We start from the raw sequence: 15,880 nt of genomic DNA, 5'->3' as shown, positions 1-15,880 counted from the left end.
TCAGGCGAGGCGGCGGCGGTAGATCGGGAAGCGGTTGCAGAGGTCGCGCACCTCGGCGGCGATGGCGGCGAGCTTCCCGTCGTCCCCGACCACGCCGAAGGCACGCACCATGAGGTCGGCGATGACGTCCATCTCCGCCTCCTTCATGCCGCGCGTGGTCACCGCCGGCGTCCCGATGCGCACGCCGCTGGTGACGAACGGCGAACGGGGGTCGAACGGCACGGTGTTCTTGTTGACCGTCATGTGCGCCTTGTCGAGCGACTCCTGGACGAGCTTGCCGGTGAGCTCGGTGCCGCGCAGGTCGATCAGCATGAGGTGGTTGTCGGTCCCGCCGGAGCACAGGCGCAGGCCGCGCTTCATGAGCCCCTCGGCGAGGGCCTTGGCGTTCTTCACGATCTGGCGCTGGTAGGCCGCGAACTCCGGGCGCAGGGCCTCGCCGAAGGCGACCGCCTTGGCGGCGATCACGTGCATGAGCGGCCCACCCTGGTTGCCGGGGAAGACCGACGCGTTGACGGCCTTCATCTTCGCCTCGCTCCCCATGATCATGCCGCCGCGCGGGCCGCGCAGCGTCTTGTGGGTCGTGGTGGTCGTGAACTCGCAGTGGGGGATGGGCGACGGATGGAGGCCGGCCGCCACCAACCCCGCGAAGTGGGCGACGTCCGCCATGATCTGCGCGCCGACCTCGTCGGCGATCTTGCGGAAGGCGGCGAAGTCGAGCTGGCGCGGATAGGCCGAGTACCCGACGACGATCATCTTCGGCCGCTCGGTGCGCGCGAGGTGGGCGACCTGCTCCATGTCGATGCGGCCGTCGGACTCGCGCACGCCGTACGGCACGACCTTGAAGAACTTACCCGAGAAGTTGGCCGGGTTGCCGTGCGTCAAGTGCCCGCCGTGCTGCAGGTTCATGGCGAGGATCGTGTCGCCCGGCTGGAGCTGGGAGAAGTACACGGCCATGTTCGCCTGCGAGCCCGAGTGGGGCTGGACGTTCACGGCCTCGCAGGCAAAGAGCTGCTTCGCGCGATCCTGCGCGAGGACCTCGACGTCGTCGACGAACTCGCATCCGCCGTAGTAGCGCTTGCCGGGATAGCCCTCGGCGTACTTGTTCGTGAGCACCGAGCCCTGGGCTTCGAGCACGGCCTCGCTCACGTAGTTCTCGGACGCGATCAGCTCGAGGCCGTACTCCTGCCGCTCGGTTTCCTTGCGGATCGCGTCGAAGACGGCCGGGTCGGCGGCGGCGAGCGGTGAGGTCACTTGTGGCTCTCGATGTAGTTCACGACGTCCTGGACGGTGCGGATCTTCTCCGCCTCCTCGTCCGAGATCTCCATGTCGTACTCTTCCTCGAGCGCCATCACCAGCTCGACGATGTCGAGCGAGTCGGCGCCCAGGTCTTCGATGAACGACGCCTGCGGGGTCACCTGATCTTCGCTCACTCCGAGCTGCTCACAGATGATCTCCTTGACCCGCTGCTCCACGCTGGTTGCCATCCCGTTCCTCCTTCACATGTACAAGCCGCCGTTCACGTCCAGGACGTGCCCGGTCACGTATCCCGCCTCCGGCGAGGCGAGGAAAGCCACCGCCGCCGCCACGTCGTCTACCGCCCCCAGCCGGCCGGCCGGGATCAGGGTCGTGTAGGCTGCGCGCTGTGGGTCCGTCAACGCCGCCGTCATGTCGGTCTCGATGAAGCCGGGGGAGACTGCGTTGACGGTGATGCCGCGGGAGCCGACCTCGCGCGCCACCGAGCGCGTGAACCCGACGACCCCGGCCTTGGCGGCCGCATAGGCCGCCTGCCCCGCGTTGCCCATCTCGGCGACGACGGACGTGAGGTTGACGATGCGCCCGTAACGCGCCCGGACCATGCCGCGCAGGGCCGCCTTCGTGCACAAGAACACCCCCGTGAGGTTCGTATCGAGCACGCGGCGCCAGTCGGCCTCCTTGCAGCGCAGGACGAGCCCGTCGCCGGTGACTCCCGCATTGTTGACCAGCACGTTGAGGCGCCCGAAGCGCTGGACGACGGCGTCGACGCCTGCCGCGACCGCATCGGCCTGCGTCACGTCGAAGCCGAAGGCCGCCGCCGTACCGCCCGCGGCCTCGATCGCGCGAACGGCGTCCGCGGCGGCGGCCTCCTGCGCGACGTACGTGAGCGCGACCGCCGCACCGTCGCGCGCGAGGCGCGCCGCGATCGCCCGCCCGATGCCGCGCGAGCCGCCGGTCACGAGCGCCACCTGGCCCGCGAGCGGCGTGCTCACGCGAGCGCCTCCTTGGCCATCGCGAGGCCTTCGAGGTCGCCGGCCGGAATGCCGCGCATGTCGGGCACGATGCGCTTCATGAGCCCCGAGAGGGTTCGCCCGGGCCCCACCTCGAGCGCGATCGGCGCCCCGTAGCTGGCGAGGGTTCGCGCCGTCTCCTCCCAGCGCACCGGCGCGGTCACCTGGCGCTCGAGCAGCTCCGGAAGCTCCGCCGCCGAGGTCACCGCGCGCGCGTCGACGCTCGACACGACCGGCATCTCGGGCTCCGTGAACCGGCAGCGCGCGAGCACCGGACGGAGCCCCTCGCCCGCGGGACGCATGAGCGCGCAGTGGAACGGCGCGCTCACGGCGAGCCGCTGCGCGCGCGCCTTGCGCGTCGCGGCCAGCGCCACCATGCGCTCCACCGCCGCCGCGTGGCCGGCGACCACGATCTGTCCCCCGCCGTTCAGGTTCGCCGGCGCGAGGACCTCGCCCTCGGCCGCCTCGGCGCAGAGCTCCTCGACGACCGGGAGCGCGAGCCCCATGACGGCGGCCATCGCGCCGACGCCGACCGGTACCGCCTCCTGCATGAGACGGCCGCGCGCGCGGACCCCCTCGGCCGCGTCGCCGAGCTGGAGCGCGCCGGCGGCGACGAGGGCGCTCCACTCCCCGAGGCTGTGGCCGGCGACCGCGACCGGCCGCACGCCGGTCGTCTCGCCGAGGACCCGCCACGCGGCGATGCTCACCGCGAGGATCGCCGGCTGCGCATGCTCGGTGAGCGCCAGCGTCTCGGCCGGCCCCTCGAAGCACAGCCGCGAGAGCACGAAGCCGAGGCGCTCGTCCACCTCGTCGAACACCGACCGCGCGCAGGCAAAGCCCTCCGCGAGATCGCGGCCCATCCCTACCCGCTGTGCTCCCTGGCCAGGGAATACGCAGACCGCGGGCACGCCCAGGGTCAGGCTTCCTTCGCAGCGATCACTTGGCGGCCGCGATACGTCCCGCAGTGGGCGCAGGCGCGATGCCGCAGGGTGCGTTCGCCGCATTGCGAGCACGTGATCACGTGCGGCGCCACGAGCGCATCGTGTGCGCGCCGCTTGTCCCGCTTCGTCGACGACGTTCGGCGCTTGGGGAGACCCATTTACCTTCCTCCTCGTACGTCGGTGACCTTCAGATTCGCGAGCGCCGCGAGCCCGCCGATGCGGGGGCTCGTCTCCGTCGCGCAGGTGCACGGACGCAGGTTGTGATTGACACCACAGTGCGGGCAGAGCCCGCGACAGTCTTCCCGGCAGAGCGGGATCGTCGGCAGCGCGAGAATCGCATGCTCGACGACGAGCCCGGTCACGTCGATCTCCTCGCCGTCGTAGAAGCCGAGGCCGAGATCGTCGTCGCCCTCACCCTCCCCGGCGCTGGCGCGAGGCGCGAGCACGACCCGCAGCGGTGCATCGAACGGCAGCCGGTACGCTTCGAGACAGCGACCGCACGTGCCCTCGGCCTCGCCGCGCAGCCGCCCTTCGAACACGACGTCGAGCCCCGCGCGATAGTGACGGAGGTCGGCGCCGAGGCCGGCGGGAAACCGGAAGTCGTCGGTACCGCCGCCCTCGTGCAGGCGCGCGTTCAGCGACTCGGCGTCCTCCCGGTACACGAGCGGCGTCGACACGGCCGTGATCTTGTCGAGAGCGATCTTCATGGCGGGGTCGGGAAGAAAGCGGGAGTATAACTACGGGGATGGGCGGGGCAAACCCGCCTCGGCCCTCATTCGTCGTCGATGCCGGCCTTGCGCTCGAGGCGGCGGACGCGGCGGAGCAGCTCGGCCAGACGCGTCAGCGCCGTCATGCCGCGACGCCACTGCCGGATCTCGATCGCGGGAATGCCGCCGTACGTGCCACCCGCGCCGAGGTCGCCGTGGATGCCCGACTTGGCCGCGACCTTCGCACCGTCGCCGATCGTGAGATGCCCTGCCGATCCGACCTGGCCGCCGAGCATGACGCCGGTCCCGAGCGTCGTCCCTCCGGCCAGGCCCGTCTGCGCAGCCAGCAGGCAGTACGGGCCTATCTGACAGCCGTGCGCGACCATGACGAGGTTGTCGATCTTGGTGCCGCGGCCGATCGTGGTCGCACCCAGCGCGGCCCGATCGATCGTGGCGTTGGCGCCGATCTCGACGTCGTCCTCGATCACGACCGTTCCCACCTGCGGGATCTTGCGGATGCCGTCGGGTGCCGGGACGTAGCCGAAGCCGTCGCTCCCGACGACGGCGCCCGCGTGGATCGTGACGCCGGAGCCGATGCGCACGTCCTCGCGCACGACGACGCGCGCGAAGGCAGTGAAGCGGCGGCCCGCCTGCACGCGCGGGTAGAGGACCACGCCGGCGTGCAGCACGGCGTCGTCGCCGAGCACGACGCCGTCGCCGACGATCGCGTGCGGTCCGATCGACGCGTTCGCGCCGAGGCGAGCGCTCGGCGCGACGACGGCCGTCGGATGGATGCCAGGCGCCGGCCGCTCGGCGGGATGGAAGAGCTCCACGACCTCGGCGAACGCGAGCTGCGGATTCGGCACGCGCACCGATGGGACGCCGGGCCGCGGGGCATCGGGTGGCAGGAGCACCGCCGCGGCCGTCGTCGAGCGCAGGAGCGGCGCGTGCTTCGGGTCGGCGAGGAACGTGAGCGTCCCCGGGCGGGGCTCCTCGATCGACGAGACGCCGCGCACCTCGACGTCGCCGTCACCGTCGAGCGTACCGCCGACGCGCGCCGCGATGTCGGCGAGCCGCATGCGCGGACGTTTAGCCCACCCCCTCCGAGGCGTCCAACTCCGCGCCCGCGCTCGCCTTGCTCCGGGGCGCATGCTAACGAACCGCGTCATGCCGCAGCCCGACTTCGCCAAGCGTGGCGGCCTCGTGACGGCGATCGCGCAGGATGCCACGAACGGCGAGATCCTCATGGTCGCCTACATGAACGAGCAGGCGTGGCGGCATACGCTCGAGACCGGCCGGGCGACCTACTGGAGCACGTCGCGGAACGCCCTGTGGGTGAAGGGCGAGAGCTCCGGCCACGTGCAGCACGTGAAGGAGATCTACGTCGACTGCGACGCCGACTGCGTGCTCTTGAAGGTGGAGCAGACGAGCGCCGCCTGCCACGAGGGATATCGGAACTGCTTCTTCCGTCGCGTCGAGAACGGCGAGTGGCGGGTCGTCGCCGAGCGGATCGCGGAGCCGAACCGTGGCTGAGCGCATCCTCCAGCTCGGCGTCCCGAAGGGCAGCCTCCAGGACGCGACGGTCGAGCTCTTCCGCCGCTCGGGGTGGAAGATCAGCGTCGACGAGCGCAGCTACTTCCCGCGCGTCGACGATCCGGCGCTGCGCTGCCTGCTCGTGCGCGCGCAGGAGATGGCACGCTACGTCGAGGGCGGCACGCTCGACGCCGGCATCACCGGACGCGACTGGGTGCTCGAGTACGACGCGCAGGTCGAGGTCGCGCAGGAGCTGGTCTACTCCAAGACGAGCCTCCGCCCGACGCGCTGGGTGCTGGTCGTGGCCGGCGATTCGCCGGTGAAGAAACCCGAGGATCTGCGCGGCAAGCGGATCGCCACCGAGCTCGTCGGCTACACGAAGCGCTGGTTCGCCCAGCGCAACATCGACGTGCACATCGAGTTCTCGTGGGGCGCGACGGAGGCGAAGGTGGCCGAGGGGCTCGTCGACGCCATCGTCGAGGTGACGGAGACCGGCTCGACGATCCGCGCCCACGGCCTGCGCATCGTCGCCGAGCTCTTCGAGTCGGTGCCGCAGTTGATCGCGAACAAGAGCGCGTGGAAGACGGCGTGGAAGCGGGAGAAGATCGAGCAGATCGGCCTCCTCCTGCAGGGCGCCCTGCGCGCCGAGGCCCAGGTCGGCCTCAAGATGAACGTGCCGACCGCGAAGCTGCAGACGGTGATCGCGCTCCTACCGGCGATCACGTCGCCGACGGTCTCGAACCTCTATGGAACGGACTGGTGCGCGGTCGAGAGCGTGATCGCCGAGGCGACGGTCCGCGATTTGATCCCCCAGCTCCTGCGCGCCGGGGCCGTCGGCATCATCGAGTACCCGCTCAACAAGATCGTCGGCTGACGTCCGCGGGGCGCTACGCGGCGTCGGAGTCGCCGGCGTCGGGGGCAGCGTCGTATCCGAGGGAGGCGAGGAACGCCTCCTTCTCCTTGCCGGGCATGATGTAGATGCCCTCCCAGCCGCAGACCTCCTCGCACAGCTTGCAGCCGACGCAGGTCTTCTCGTCGACCTCGACGCGCCCGAGGTAGTTCGCCTGGTTGCCGGGCGACGGGTAGATGCAGTCGAACGGACACACGTCGACGCAGACGCCGCAGCCGTTGCAATTGTCCGGGTGGACGATCGCGATCGGCCGCTCCTGGCGCTTCAGGACCTTGGTGACGTTGCCGTAGGTGTCGAGGATCGCCTCGTCGGGGCAAATGACACCGCAGGCCCCGCAGTCGATGCACAGGGTGTGCTCGATCAGGAACGCCTTCTTGGGCTCGCCGCTGATGGCACGCGTCGGGCACCGCTTCTCGCAGGCGGTGCACCCGGTGCAGTTCTCGGCGACGATCGTGAAGGGCATGGGGGAAACCGTACCAGAGGGGTGCGGGTGCGACAAACCCCGTGGGTCTAGCGCTGCATCTCCTTCAGGATCTCGTCCTCACGCCCCTGCTCGATCAGGCGGTCGTTGCGGAGCGCCTGCTTGAAGCCGAGCCAGGTGAAGAACAGCACGAGCACCATCATGAAGACGATCGGAATGTTGTCCGGCTTCACGAGGATGTCGACGAACTGCCAGAAGGCCTCCATGACCGATGCGTACCGAAGGCCCACCGGGCTGTCAACGCCGCACGGTCATTGCTTGCACCGGCCGCACCCTTCGCGCTAAGAGCCTTCCGCTTTAGGTGTCGGGCTTTTCGAACATGCAGCCCGCTTCGATGTCGCGAACGCGCGGAGCGGCGAGGAAAGTAGGCGGATCCGAGCCATGATGGGTTGGTTGCCTCCGGGCGTCTCGACGTACTCGGGACAGATCGACTGGCTGTTCTACCTCATCTACTACATCACCACGTTCACGTTCTTCGCGGTCCAGATCACGCTGCTCTGGTTCGCGTTCAAGTATCGCTACAACCCGAACCGGCGCGCGACCTATACCCACGGCAACACGACGCTCGAGATCGTCTGGACGGTCATCCCGGCGCTCATGCTCGCGGCCCTCGCCATCATGAGCCGGACGACCTGGGCCGACATCAAGTGGCGCATGCCGCCGAGCGACTACACGATCTGGGTGACCGCGAAGCAGTTCAACTGGGAGATCACGTACCCCGGTCCGGACGGGAAGCTCGGAACCGAGGACGACGTCTCCATGGACAACGACTTCCACGTGCCGGTCAACAAGACCGTGCGCATCACGCTGCGATCGAAGGACGTGATCCACAGCTTCTTCGTCCCGGTGTTCCGCCTGAAGCAGGACGCGGTTCCCGGCCGCGAGATTCCGGTGTGGTTCAAGGCGACGGCGGCGGGGAAGTACGAGGTCCCGTGCGCCGAGCTCTGCGGGTTCGGTCACTCGGGCATGCAGGGCTCAGTCTACGTCGACGAGCAGACCGCGTACGACGCCTGGGCCAAGGAGCGGGGCGTCGGCGCCGCGGTCAGCACCCCAGCCTACAATTGATCACACCGAAGGGATTGAGGAGTCGGGTATGAGCAAGCCCATGGTTCACGCGGAAGCCCACCAGCACGTGGAACACCACGAGGCGGGCTTCTGGTCGACGTACGTCTTCTCGCGCGATCACAAGGTGATCGGAAAGCAGTTCCTGGGCATGGGACTCTCGATGCTGGTCCTGGGTGGCATCCTGGCGCTGCTCGTGCGCTGGGAGCTCGCCTGGCCCGAGACGGCGGTCCCCGGCATGAAGTGGGTCCCCGAGCCGCTCATGTTCGACGGCGTGATCCCGCCCGACACCTACAACGCGTTCTTCACCATGCACGCGACGATCATGATCTTCTTCGCGGTCATGCCGATCCTGGTCGGGTGCTTCGGGAACTTCCTCATCCCGCTCATGATCGGGGCGCGCGACATGGCGTTCCCGTTCCTCAACATGCTCTCGTTCTGGACTTCCGTCCCCGCCGGCATCCTCATGCTGGCGAGCTTCGCCGTGACCGGCGGTGCCGCCTCCGCGGGCTGGACGTCATATCCGCCGCTGTCCGCGAACCCCGCCTACAGCGGCGTCGACATGGGCCAGAACCTCTGGTGCATCAGCCTCATCATCCTCGGCGCCTCGTCGCTCATGGGCTCGGTCAACTACATCACCACGATCATCAACATGCGCGCCCCCGGCATGACCTGGTTCCGGATGCCGCTCGTCATCTGGTCGCTCTTCATCACCGCGATCCTCTTGCTGCTCGCCCTGCCCGTCCTCACGGCCGCGCTCGGCATGCTGCTCTTCGACCGGATGGCCGGCACCCACTTCTTCAACCCCGCCCTCGGCGGCGAGCCGCTCCTGTGGCAGCACCTCTTCTGGTTCTTCGGCCACCCCGAGGTCTACATCCTGATCCTTCCCGCCATGGGCATCTCGTCCGACATCCTGTCGGTGTTCTCGCGCAAGCCCATCTTCGGCTACCACGCCATGGCGTTCTCGATGATCGCGATCGCGTTCCTGTCGTGGATCGTGTGGGGCCACCACATGTTCCAGAGCGGCATGAACCCGATGCTCGGGATGAGCTTCATGATGACGACCATGGTCATCGGCGTCCCCTCGGCCATCAAGACGTTCAACTGGCTCGGCACGATCTGGGGCGGCAACCTCCAGTTCCGGACGCCGATGCTGTTCGCGCTCGGTTTCGTGTCGATGTTCGTGATCGGCGGCCTCTCGGGCATCTTCATGGCGTCGACGCCCGTCGACATCTTCATCCACGACACGTACTACATCGTCGCGCACATCCACTACGTCGTCTTCGGCGGGAGCATCTTCGGCATCTTCGCGGGGATCTACTACTGGTTCCCGAAGATGTTCGGCCGCATGCTGAACGAGGGGCTCGGCAAGGTGCACTTCTGGCTGACGCTCATCTTCTTCAACATGACGTTCTTCCCCATGCACATCCTCGGCGTCGGCGGCCACATGCGGCGCATCTACAACCCGACGCAGTACGACTTCCTGAAGCCGCTGCAGCCGATCAACGTGTTCATCACCATCGGCGCGATCTGCCTCGGGATCTCGCAGCTCATCTTCTTCGCGAACGTCTTCTGGACGCTCATCGCGGGGCCGAAGGCCGAGAAGAACCCGTGGAAGGCGAACACGCTCGAGTGGGAGGCTCCGACGCCGCCCCCGCACGGCAACTTCCCCGGACCGCTGCCGACCGTCTATCGCGGGCCGTACGAGTATTCCTCGCCGCTGGTCGAGGAGGACTACCTGCCGCAGGCGCGGCGGCTCGATCCGCAGGTGGCCGGCTCGGCACACTGAACGATGGCGGAGGCCTCGAGCATCGGGCGGCATCGTTTCGCGGTCGCGACCGCGGCGGCGACGTACGTCCTCTTGTTCATCGGCGGCCTCGTCACGAGCACCGGCTCCGGCCTCGCGGTGCCCGACTGGCCGCTGTCGTTCGGCCAGGTGTTCCCGGCCATGGTGGGCGGCGTCCTCTTCGAGCACGGACATCGTCTGGCGGCGTCGACGGTCGGCCTCCTCACCGTGATCCTCACCGTCTGGACGGTGATGCGCGAGACGCGCCCGGGCGTGCGCCTGCTGGCGATGCTGATGATGCTCGCCGTCATCCTCCAGGGCGTGCTCGGTGGCGTCACCGTCCTCTACAAGCTGCCGCTAGCCGTCTCGGTCACGCACGCGTGCCTGGCGCAGATCTTCTTCTGCCTCTCGGTGACGATGGCCGTGGTGACGGCCCCGGCGTGGGGTGCGCCCCGCCGTCGCCCGCTCGAGCTCGGCGCGCCGCTGCCCGCGCTCGCGGCGTGCACGACGGCCGCCATCTTCGTGCAGCTGGTCCTGGGCGCGCTCGTCCGCCACTCCGGCGCCGGGCTCGCGATTCCGGACTTCCCGCTCGCGTTCGGGCGACTCGTGCCGCCCTTCGACACCTCGCTCATCGCGATCCACTTCGCGCATCGGGTGGGCGCCGCGGTGGTGTCCGCGCTCGTGATCACCCTGGCGATCGCGGCCGTTCGGCATCGTCCCGCGGACGACCGCCTCGTTCGCCTCGCCGTGCTCTCGCTCGGGCTGCTCGCCGCGCAGGTGACGCTCGGCGCGCTCATCGTCTGGACGCGTCGCGCGGTCGTGCCGACCACCACCCATCTCGTGATCGGTGCCGGCCTCCTCGCGACGTGCCTCGTCGTGACGCTGCGGGCAGGCCGCTCGGCGGTCGCGACATCCATGGCGCCGGGTCTCCGGCACGCGGTGCCCGCATGACGCCGTCCGCGCCGATCACCGCGCAGGGCATGGTCGTCCGGCAACGTCTGTCGGACTACCTCGCGCTCACCAAGCCGCGCGTCGTGCTGATGGTCCTCATCACGACCCTGGTCGGCTACTACCTCGGCTCGACGAGCACGTTCGACACCGCACAGCTCCTGCACACGCTCGTCGGCACGGCACTCGCCGCCGGCGGTACCATGACGCTCAACCAGTTCATGGAGCGCCGTCGCGACGCCCGGATGCTGCGCACGCGCCACCGTCCGCTTCCCGACGGCCGCCTCGCGCCGGTGGAAGCCCTCGTCTTCGGCCTCGCCCTCGCGAGCACCGGCCTCGCCTACCTGTTCGCGTTCGTGGGCCCGCTCGCGGGCGCGCTCACGGCGACGATCGCCGTCACCTACCTGCTCGTCTACACGCCGCTGAAGCCGGTGACGTCGCTCTGCTCCCTGGTCGGCGCCATTCCGGGCGCGCTGCCGCCCGTCGTCGGCTGGGCTGCCGCCCGTGGCGAGGTCGGCTTCGAGGCCTGGCTGCTCTTCACCATCATGTTCCTGTGGCAGGTGCCGCACACGCTGGCGATCGGGACGCTGTATCGCGACGACTATGCGCGCGCCGGCATCCGGGTGCTGCCGGTCGTCGACTGGAGTGGCGCCAGCACCGGTACGCACTCGGTCGTCAACTGTCTCGCCCTGCTGCCCGTGGCGCTCATGCCGACGCTCGTGGGCATGGCGGGCGCGGTCTACTTCGTCGCGGCGCTCGTCCTCTCCCTCGCCTTCCTGTGGGCGGCGTTCGCGCTCAAGCGCTCCGGTGCGCCCGCCGATGCGCGGCGACTGATGCTGACCTCGCTCGTCTACCTGCCGGTTCTCCTCGCCGTCATGGCGTTCGACAAGCTGCCGACGCTCCCATGAACACTGGAAGCCTCACGATGCCGCAGCGCCAGCCGGTCGAACGCGTGCCGCCCGTCGCGAGCACGCGGATCGCGATGATCGCCCTCGTCACGTCCGAGCTGATGCTGTTCGCGGGCCTCGTCGGCATGTACGTCGTCGTGCGGCTCTCGCACGCGGTCTGGCCGCCGGCCGATCAGCCGCGGCTTCCCCTGCTGGTGACGACCATCAATTCGCTCGTCCTGTTCGCGAGTGTCGTTCCGATGACCGCCGCGCTGCGTGCGATCCGACGCGACGACCGCCCGCGCGCGGCCGCCGCGCTCGGGGTCACCACGCTCCTCGGCATCGTCTTCCTCGCCGTCCAGGGTGGAGAGTGGACCCGCCTCGTTCACCACGGCCTCACGCTCGGCAGCTCCATCTACGGCGCCGCCTTCTACGTCCTCATCGGCTGCCACGCCGTGCACGTGCTCGGGGCCGTCGTGTGGCTCGTGGTCGTGACCCTGCTCGCGCGCCGCGGGCGCTTCCGTGCGGAGGCCTACGCCGGGCTCGAGATGTGCGCCATCTACTGGTTCTTCGTCGCGGGGCTGTGGGCGTTCCTGTTCCCGCTGGTGTATCTATACTGAGACCATGAGGACGCGCGCCATCATCGTGCTCGTGCTCGCTGCCCTCGCCGGATGGGCGCCCTACGCGCTCGCCCAGTGCGCCATGTGCGGGAACTCGTTCGGCCAGAACGACCCGACCGTCACCGCCTTCAACACGAGCGTGCTCTTCCTCATGGCCGCCCCGTATTCGATCTTCTTCGCCGGCGCCGCCTGCGTCGTGCTGCTCTATCGGCGCGCCATGGCTGGACGTCGCGCCACCATCATTCCGTTGTCGCGCCGGCGCACCGACGCGCCGGCCGACGGTCCCAAGGAGGTCACCCCGTGAGCACCGCCGTCGCAGAGCACCACCTGGTCGAACCGGCCGAGTCGCCGCTCACCCCGGAGAGCTGGGGCAAGCTCGGCATGTGGAACTTCCTGGCCGCCGACGCGATGAGCTTCGGCGGGCTGCTCGCCGCCTACGGCGCGCTCCGCTACGGCGATCCCCACTGGCCGCGCCCGTCGTCGATCCTCGGCATCCAGCTCACTGCCGCGATGACGTTCCTGCTCGTGTGCAGCAGCGTGACCATGGTCGAGGCGCTCGCCGGCTTCCGCGCCGGCAATCAGGCGAAGATCCGCAAATTCCTCGGCCTCACCATCCTGGGCGGCGTCCTCTTCCTGTCCTGCCAGGCCTACGAGTGGACGCATCTCATCGAGCACGGTCAGTCGATCCGGAAGGACAACTTCGGCGCGACGTTCTTCATCCTGACCGGCTTCCACGGCATGCACGTCTTCTCGGGCGTCGTCTACCTCTCGGTGATCCTCGCCCGCGCGCTCCTGGGGAAGTACACCGACCCGCACAACAACGAGATCGAGATCGCCGCGCTCTACTGGCACTTCGTCGACCTGATCTGGATTCTCGTGTTCACCTTCGTCTATCTGCTCTGACGAGCGATCGAGGAGATTCTCCGATGGCACACCACGATCCCGAAGCGCTCGCGCACGAAGAGCGCCGCTACCTGCAGATCTTCCTCATCCTCGGCATCCTCACGGTGGTCGAGATCGGCGTCATCTACATGCCGATCCCGCACTTCCTGATCGCGATGGCGCTCGTGATCTTCGCGGCGACCAAGGCCGCGCTCGTCGCGCTCTACTACATGCACCTCGCGAACGAGCGGAACACGCTCACCTGGATCGCGCTCACGCCCGCCATCCTCTGCGTCTTCCTCCTGCTCATGCTGACGCCCGACCTGGGCGCGCTGACGCGCATCCTGACCCACGCGGTGGTCGACGCGCCGGCGGCGGCGGAGCACTGACGGCGGCGATTCGCTCGCTTCGGCGGCGCCGGCTCGTCGCCCTCGCGGTCGCCCTCGCAGCCTGCGGGACGCCCGCGCTCCCGGTGCTCGGCACCGTCCCCGCGTTCCACATGACCGAGCGCGCGGGGACCCCGCTCACGCAGGACGATCTCCGCGGCAAGGTCTGGATCGCCGACTTCATCTTCACCCGCTGTCCGGACGTGTGTCCGCTGCTGACGTCGCGGATGCGCGATCTCCAGCAGACCCTCGCTGCGTCCGCCGCACCCGTGACGCTGGTCTCGTTCAGCGTCGATCCGGGGTACGACACACCGGAGGTCCTGCGCGGCTACGCCACGGCCCACCACGCGGGCCCCGGCTGGCAGTTCGCGACCGGGCCGCGCGACGACGTCTCGACGCTCCTGAAGGACGGCTTCCACGTCGCGTTCGCGGACGACGGGCCGCCGTCGGGGCCGATCACCCACAGCGATCGCTTCGTCCTGGTCGACGCCGACCTGCGAATCCGCGGCTACTACCACGGCTCCGATCCCGACGATCTGCGGCGTCTCGCCGACGACGCCACACGACTCGCCACCGGCCCCGGCCGCTGAGCGCCGCGTCCTGGCACCTGCTGTGCGGCGATACCGGTCGCGCTTCGCGCCGGCTGCCGATCGCGCCCAGAACCGCCCCGCCTGCGCGCTGGCACTACCGTTGACGGCCCCGCGGTGCGAGCGTAGTGGTCGACCCAGGCTCGATGACCGGCGCCCCGCCGGGGCGCCTGAAAGGAGTCGCCCGATGGCCACGCAGACCGGTGCGCTCGATCCCGTCACGATCGAAGTCCGGGACCGGGAGTTCGTCACCGCCTACTCCGAAGGCATTCGCGCGGGCCTGATCGGCGCCGCGACGATCGCCCTCTGGTTCGCCCTCCTCGACGGCTTGAGCGGCCGCTGGCTCTACACGCCGACGGTGCTCGGGATGGCCATCTTCCGCGGCGGCGCGGGGCTCGAGAATCCCGCGACGCTCGCGCCGTCGCTGGAGGTCGTCCTCAGCTTCACCTGGATCCACATGCTGGTGTTCCTGTGCGTCGGCATGGTGGCCGCGCGCCTGCTGCTCCTCGCCGAGCACAACTCGCACGCCGGCTTCGGTATCCTCCTCCTCTTCTTCGTCTTCGAGTTCGGCTTCGTCGGCGCCTGCATGCTGTTCGCCGAGCCCGTCCTCCAGGCCGTCGCCTGGCCCGCCATCGTGGTCGGCAACCTGCTCGCGGCGGGCGCGATGGCCATGACGTTCTGGCGCGGGCATCGTCACCTGGCGATCCAGCCGTAGTGTCTTCGCTTGGCCGCGGGCGTGGAGCGCGGGGCGGGCGGCGAGGGCTCCGCTTAATTCGCCGCGCGGCGATCCCAGCCTGCCGAGCATCGCCACGACGGAGCGCCGGCGCGGCTCAAGGGCGCTCCGCCCTCGCCGCCCGCCCCGCGCACCGCCGGCCCGGCCGACGTCACGTTGGGCGTCGCCGCTGGCTCGCCCGCGTCACCGTTGAGGGAGAGCAGTCGTGGCGGGCGTCGTTTGTCGCGAGGTTGGGGGCGAGGCGGAGGCGCCTGCGAAGCGGCGCGACGAAGTGCAAGGGCCGTGACGACGCAATTGTCTTGTCGCGCGGCGGAGCCGAAGCCGAAGCCTCGCCCCCAGCCTCGCGGCACCGACGCTGCGCTGCTACGAAGACGTTCCTCAGAGCGTGGCGCTGCGCTCGGCCACCGCCGTCGCCGCCACGAAGGTGACGAGCCCGAACGCCGCGGTGATCGCGAGCGAGACGCCGAGCCCCGGCAGCTCCCCGAAGCCGGCGTCGCCGCCGAGGTACATGCACGAGCGCACCGCCGCGACGCCGTACGTCAGCGGGTCGAGCTGCATCAGCCAGCGCAGGATCGTCGGTGCGTTGGTGGCCGGGAAGAACGCGCCGGAGAGGAACCAGATCGGAAGCAGGATGAGGTTCATGATGGCGTGGAATCCCTGCGTCGATTCCATGCGCCACGCGATCAGGAGGCCGAGGTTCGTGAGCCCGAAGGCGACGAGGGCCATCGTGCCGGTCGTCGCGAGCACGCGGAGCGCCGTGAGCGGCATGCCGGCCAGCGGCGCGATCGCGAGGAAGAGGAGCCCCTGCACCACCGCCAGCGTCGTACCGCCCAGCGTCTGGCCGAGGACGATGCTGCGCCGGGGGACCGGCGCGACGAGTACGCCCTGCAGGAACCCCGATCGCCGGTCCTCGACGACGGCGATGGTCGCGAAGATGGCCGTGAAGAGGAGCACCAGCGCGATCGTCCCCGGAAAGAAGTACTCGAGGTAGCCCGTCCCCGCGGGTGTCCCGGGCGGGCGGAACGACGCCGAGAGCCCGCCGCCGAGGAGGATCCAGAACACGATCGGCTGCACGAGCGCCCCGACGACGCGGCTGCGCTGCCGCACGAAGCGCACGATCTCCCGCTGCCAGAGCGTCATCACCGCGAGCATT

The 15,880-nt window shown here is 69.4% G+C and carries 22 protein-coding genes; 12 read left to right on the top strand and 10 right to left on the bottom strand.

The window, feature by feature from the left end:
• The 7 genes from glyA to lpxD all read right to left on the bottom strand — a co-directional run bounded on the left by glyA (window position 1) and on the right by lpxD (window position 4,991).
• A complete protein-coding gene (gene glyA / locus VMS22_07615) occupies window positions 1-1,251 on the bottom strand; it encodes a serine hydroxymethyltransferase (GenBank protein HXJ33896.1) in 1,251 nt (416 codons plus the stop codon).
• On the bottom strand, window positions 1,248-1,484 hold the full coding sequence (gene acpP, locus VMS22_07610) for an acyl carrier protein (GenBank protein HXJ33895.1): 237 nt from the start codon (window positions 1,482-1,484) through the stop codon (window positions 1,248-1,250). The genes glyA and acpP overlap by 4 nt, the downstream gene beginning before the upstream one ends.
• A gap of 12 nt (window positions 1,485-1,496) precedes the next feature.
• Entirely contained in the window at window positions 1,497-2,246 is a 750-nt protein-coding gene (gene fabG / locus VMS22_07605) for a 3-oxoacyl-[acyl-carrier-protein] reductase (protein HXJ33894.1), read from the bottom strand.
• Complete coding sequence (gene fabD / locus VMS22_07600; GenBank protein HXJ33893.1) at window positions 2,243-3,172, bottom strand: ACP S-malonyltransferase; 930 nt, start codon at window positions 3,170-3,172, stop codon at window positions 2,243-2,245. Before fabD ends, fabG begins: the two co-directional genes overlap by 4 nt.
• A gap of 8 nt (window positions 3,173-3,180) precedes the next feature.
• On the bottom strand, window positions 3,181-3,363 hold the full coding sequence (gene rpmF / locus VMS22_07595; GenBank protein ID HXJ33892.1) for a 50S ribosomal protein L32: 183 nt from the start codon (window positions 3,361-3,363) through the stop codon (window positions 3,181-3,183).
• Window positions 3,364-3,912 carry a DUF177 domain-containing protein gene (locus VMS22_07590; GenBank protein HXJ33891.1) on the bottom strand — a complete coding sequence of 183 codons (549 nt, stop codon included), beginning with the start codon at window positions 3,910-3,912 and terminating at the stop codon, window positions 3,364-3,366. It lies immediately after the preceding gene.
• 65 nt (window positions 3,913-3,977) lie between these two features.
• A complete protein-coding gene (gene lpxD / locus VMS22_07585; protein ID HXJ33890.1) occupies window positions 3,978-4,991 on the bottom strand; it encodes a UDP-3-O-(3-hydroxymyristoyl)glucosamine N-acyltransferase in 1,014 nt (337 codons plus the stop codon).
• Between the two features lie 88 nt (window positions 4,992-5,079).
• Here lpxD and hisI point away from each other — a divergent pair, with 88 nt between their 5' ends.
• On the top strand, window positions 5,080-5,445 hold the full coding sequence (gene hisI, locus VMS22_07580) for a phosphoribosyl-AMP cyclohydrolase (GenBank protein ID HXJ33889.1): 366 nt from the start codon (window positions 5,080-5,082) through the stop codon (window positions 5,443-5,445).
• Entirely contained in the window at window positions 5,438-6,319 is an 882-nt protein-coding gene (gene hisG / locus VMS22_07575; GenBank protein ID HXJ33888.1) for an ATP phosphoribosyltransferase, read from the top strand. The genes hisI and hisG overlap by 8 nt, the downstream gene beginning before the upstream one ends.
• Before the next feature lie 13 nt (window positions 6,320-6,332).
• Here the strand turns inward: hisG and VMS22_07570 are convergent, their stop codons facing one another.
• Entirely contained in the window at window positions 6,333-6,818 is a 486-nt protein-coding gene (locus tag VMS22_07570; GenBank protein ID HXJ33887.1) for a 4Fe-4S binding protein, read from the bottom strand.
• Window positions 6,819-6,865: 47 nt separating this feature from the next.
• The gene (locus tag VMS22_07565) at window positions 6,866-7,042 is read right to left on the bottom strand and encodes a hypothetical protein (GenBank protein HXJ33886.1); all 177 of its coding nucleotides are present in this window, start codon (window positions 7,040-7,042) and stop codon (window positions 6,866-6,868) included.
• A gap of 175 nt (window positions 7,043-7,217) precedes the next feature.
• Between VMS22_07565 and coxB the strand changes: the two genes are divergently transcribed.
• From coxB to VMS22_07515, 10 genes are all read left to right on the top strand, one after another.
• Entirely contained in the window at window positions 7,218-7,901 is a 684-nt protein-coding gene (gene coxB / locus VMS22_07560) for a cytochrome c oxidase subunit II (protein HXJ33885.1), read from the top strand.
• A 28-nt stretch (window positions 7,902-7,929) separates the two neighbouring features.
• Window positions 7,930-9,687, top strand: a complete 1,758-nt coding sequence (gene ctaD, locus VMS22_07555; protein ID HXJ33884.1) for a cytochrome c oxidase subunit I — start codon at window positions 7,930-7,932, stop codon at window positions 9,685-9,687.
• Window positions 9,688-9,690: 3 nt separating this feature from the next.
• Window positions 9,691-10,635 (top strand): COX15/CtaA family protein, encoded by a 945-nt coding sequence (locus VMS22_07550; protein HXJ33883.1) that lies wholly within the window; start codon window positions 9,691-9,693, stop codon window positions 10,633-10,635.
• Window positions 10,632-11,540, top strand: a complete 909-nt coding sequence (gene cyoE / locus VMS22_07545; protein ID HXJ33882.1) for a heme o synthase — start codon at window positions 10,632-10,634, stop codon at window positions 11,538-11,540. The genes VMS22_07550 and cyoE overlap by 4 nt, the downstream gene beginning before the upstream one ends.
• The gene (locus VMS22_07540) at window positions 11,537-12,139 is read left to right on the top strand and encodes a cytochrome c oxidase subunit 3 (GenBank protein ID HXJ33881.1); all 603 of its coding nucleotides are present in this window, start codon (window positions 11,537-11,539) and stop codon (window positions 12,137-12,139) included. Before cyoE ends, VMS22_07540 begins: the two co-directional genes overlap by 4 nt.
• A 4-nt stretch (window positions 12,140-12,143) precedes the next feature.
• Window positions 12,144-12,443, top strand: coding sequence for a hypothetical protein (locus VMS22_07535; protein ID HXJ33880.1), 300 nt, complete (start codon window positions 12,144-12,146; stop codon window positions 12,441-12,443).
• The gene (locus VMS22_07530; protein ID HXJ33879.1) at window positions 12,440-13,042 is read left to right on the top strand and encodes a heme-copper oxidase subunit III; all 603 of its coding nucleotides are present in this window, start codon (window positions 12,440-12,442) and stop codon (window positions 13,040-13,042) included. The genes VMS22_07535 and VMS22_07530 overlap by 4 nt, the downstream gene beginning before the upstream one ends.
• 23 nt (window positions 13,043-13,065) lie before the next feature.
• A complete protein-coding gene (locus VMS22_07525) occupies window positions 13,066-13,410 on the top strand; it encodes a cytochrome C oxidase subunit IV family protein (GenBank protein ID HXJ33878.1) in 345 nt (114 codons plus the stop codon).
• Between the two features lie 83 nt (window positions 13,411-13,493).
• Complete coding sequence (locus VMS22_07520) at window positions 13,494-13,997, top strand: SCO family protein (GenBank protein HXJ33877.1); 504 nt, start codon at window positions 13,494-13,496, stop codon at window positions 13,995-13,997.
• Window positions 13,998-14,181: 184 nt separating this feature from the next.
• The gene (locus VMS22_07515; GenBank protein HXJ33876.1) at window positions 14,182-14,709 is read left to right on the top strand and encodes a hypothetical protein; all 528 of its coding nucleotides are present in this window, start codon (window positions 14,182-14,184) and stop codon (window positions 14,707-14,709) included.
• A 396-nt stretch (window positions 14,710-15,105) separates the two neighbouring features.
• Here VMS22_07515 and VMS22_07510 read toward each other — a convergent pair whose 3' ends face one another.
• Window positions 15,106-15,879 carry an ABC transporter permease gene (locus VMS22_07510; protein HXJ33875.1) on the bottom strand — a complete coding sequence of 258 codons (774 nt, stop codon included), beginning with the start codon at window positions 15,877-15,879 and terminating at the stop codon, window positions 15,106-15,108.
• Window position 15,880 lies beyond the last annotated feature (1 nt).

The organism is Candidatus Eisenbacteria bacterium, from assembly GCA_035577985.1.
Lineage (GTDB): Bacteria > Desulfobacterota > Binatia > DP-6 > DP-6 > DATJZY01.
Note: the sequence above shows the minus strand (reverse complement) of the source record. Positions and strands in the feature narration are given on the sequence as shown.

Coding starts and splice junctions, on each gene's coding strand:
- acpP (HXJ33895.1), bottom strand. CDS start 1,484: ATGGCAACCAGCGTGGAGCAGCGGGTCAAGGAGATCATCTGTGAGCAG.
- rpmF (HXJ33892.1), bottom strand. CDS start 3,363: ATGGGTCTCCCCAAGCGCCGAACGTCGTCGACGAAGCGGGACAAGCGG.
- VMS22_07590 (HXJ33891.1), bottom strand. CDS start 3,912: ATGAAGATCGCTCTCGACAAGATCACGGCCGTGTCGACGCCGCTCGTG.
- lpxD (HXJ33890.1), bottom strand. CDS start 4,991: ATGCGGCTCGCCGACATCGCGGCGCGCGTCGGCGGTACGCTCGACGGT.
- hisI (HXJ33889.1), top strand. CDS start 5,080: ATGCCGCAGCCCGACTTCGCCAAGCGTGGCGGCCTCGTGACGGCGATC.
- VMS22_07570 (HXJ33887.1), bottom strand. CDS start 6,818: ATGCCCTTCACGATCGTCGCCGAGAACTGCACCGGGTGCACCGCCTGC.
- VMS22_07565 (HXJ33886.1), bottom strand. CDS start 7,042: ATGGAGGCCTTCTGGCAGTTCGTCGACATCCTCGTGAAGCCGGACAAC.
- coxB (HXJ33885.1), top strand. CDS start 7,218: ATGATGGGTTGGTTGCCTCCGGGCGTCTCGACGTACTCGGGACAGATC.
- ctaD (HXJ33884.1), top strand. CDS start 7,930: ATGAGCAAGCCCATGGTTCACGCGGAAGCCCACCAGCACGTGGAACAC.
- VMS22_07550 (HXJ33883.1), top strand. CDS start 9,691: ATGGCGGAGGCCTCGAGCATCGGGCGGCATCGTTTCGCGGTCGCGACC.
- cyoE (HXJ33882.1), top strand. CDS start 10,632: ATGACGCCGTCCGCGCCGATCACCGCGCAGGGCATGGTCGTCCGGCAA.
- VMS22_07540 (HXJ33881.1), top strand. CDS start 11,537: ATGAACACTGGAAGCCTCACGATGCCGCAGCGCCAGCCGGTCGAACGC.
- VMS22_07535 (HXJ33880.1), top strand. CDS start 12,144: ATGAGGACGCGCGCCATCATCGTGCTCGTGCTCGCTGCCCTCGCCGGA.
- VMS22_07525 (HXJ33878.1), top strand. CDS start 13,066: ATGGCACACCACGATCCCGAAGCGCTCGCGCACGAAGAGCGCCGCTAC.
- VMS22_07515 (HXJ33876.1), top strand. CDS start 14,182: ATGGCCACGCAGACCGGTGCGCTCGATCCCGTCACGATCGAAGTCCGG.
- VMS22_07510 (HXJ33875.1), bottom strand. CDS start 15,879: ATGCTCGCGGTGATGACGCTCTGGCAGCGGGAGATCGTGCGCTTCGTG.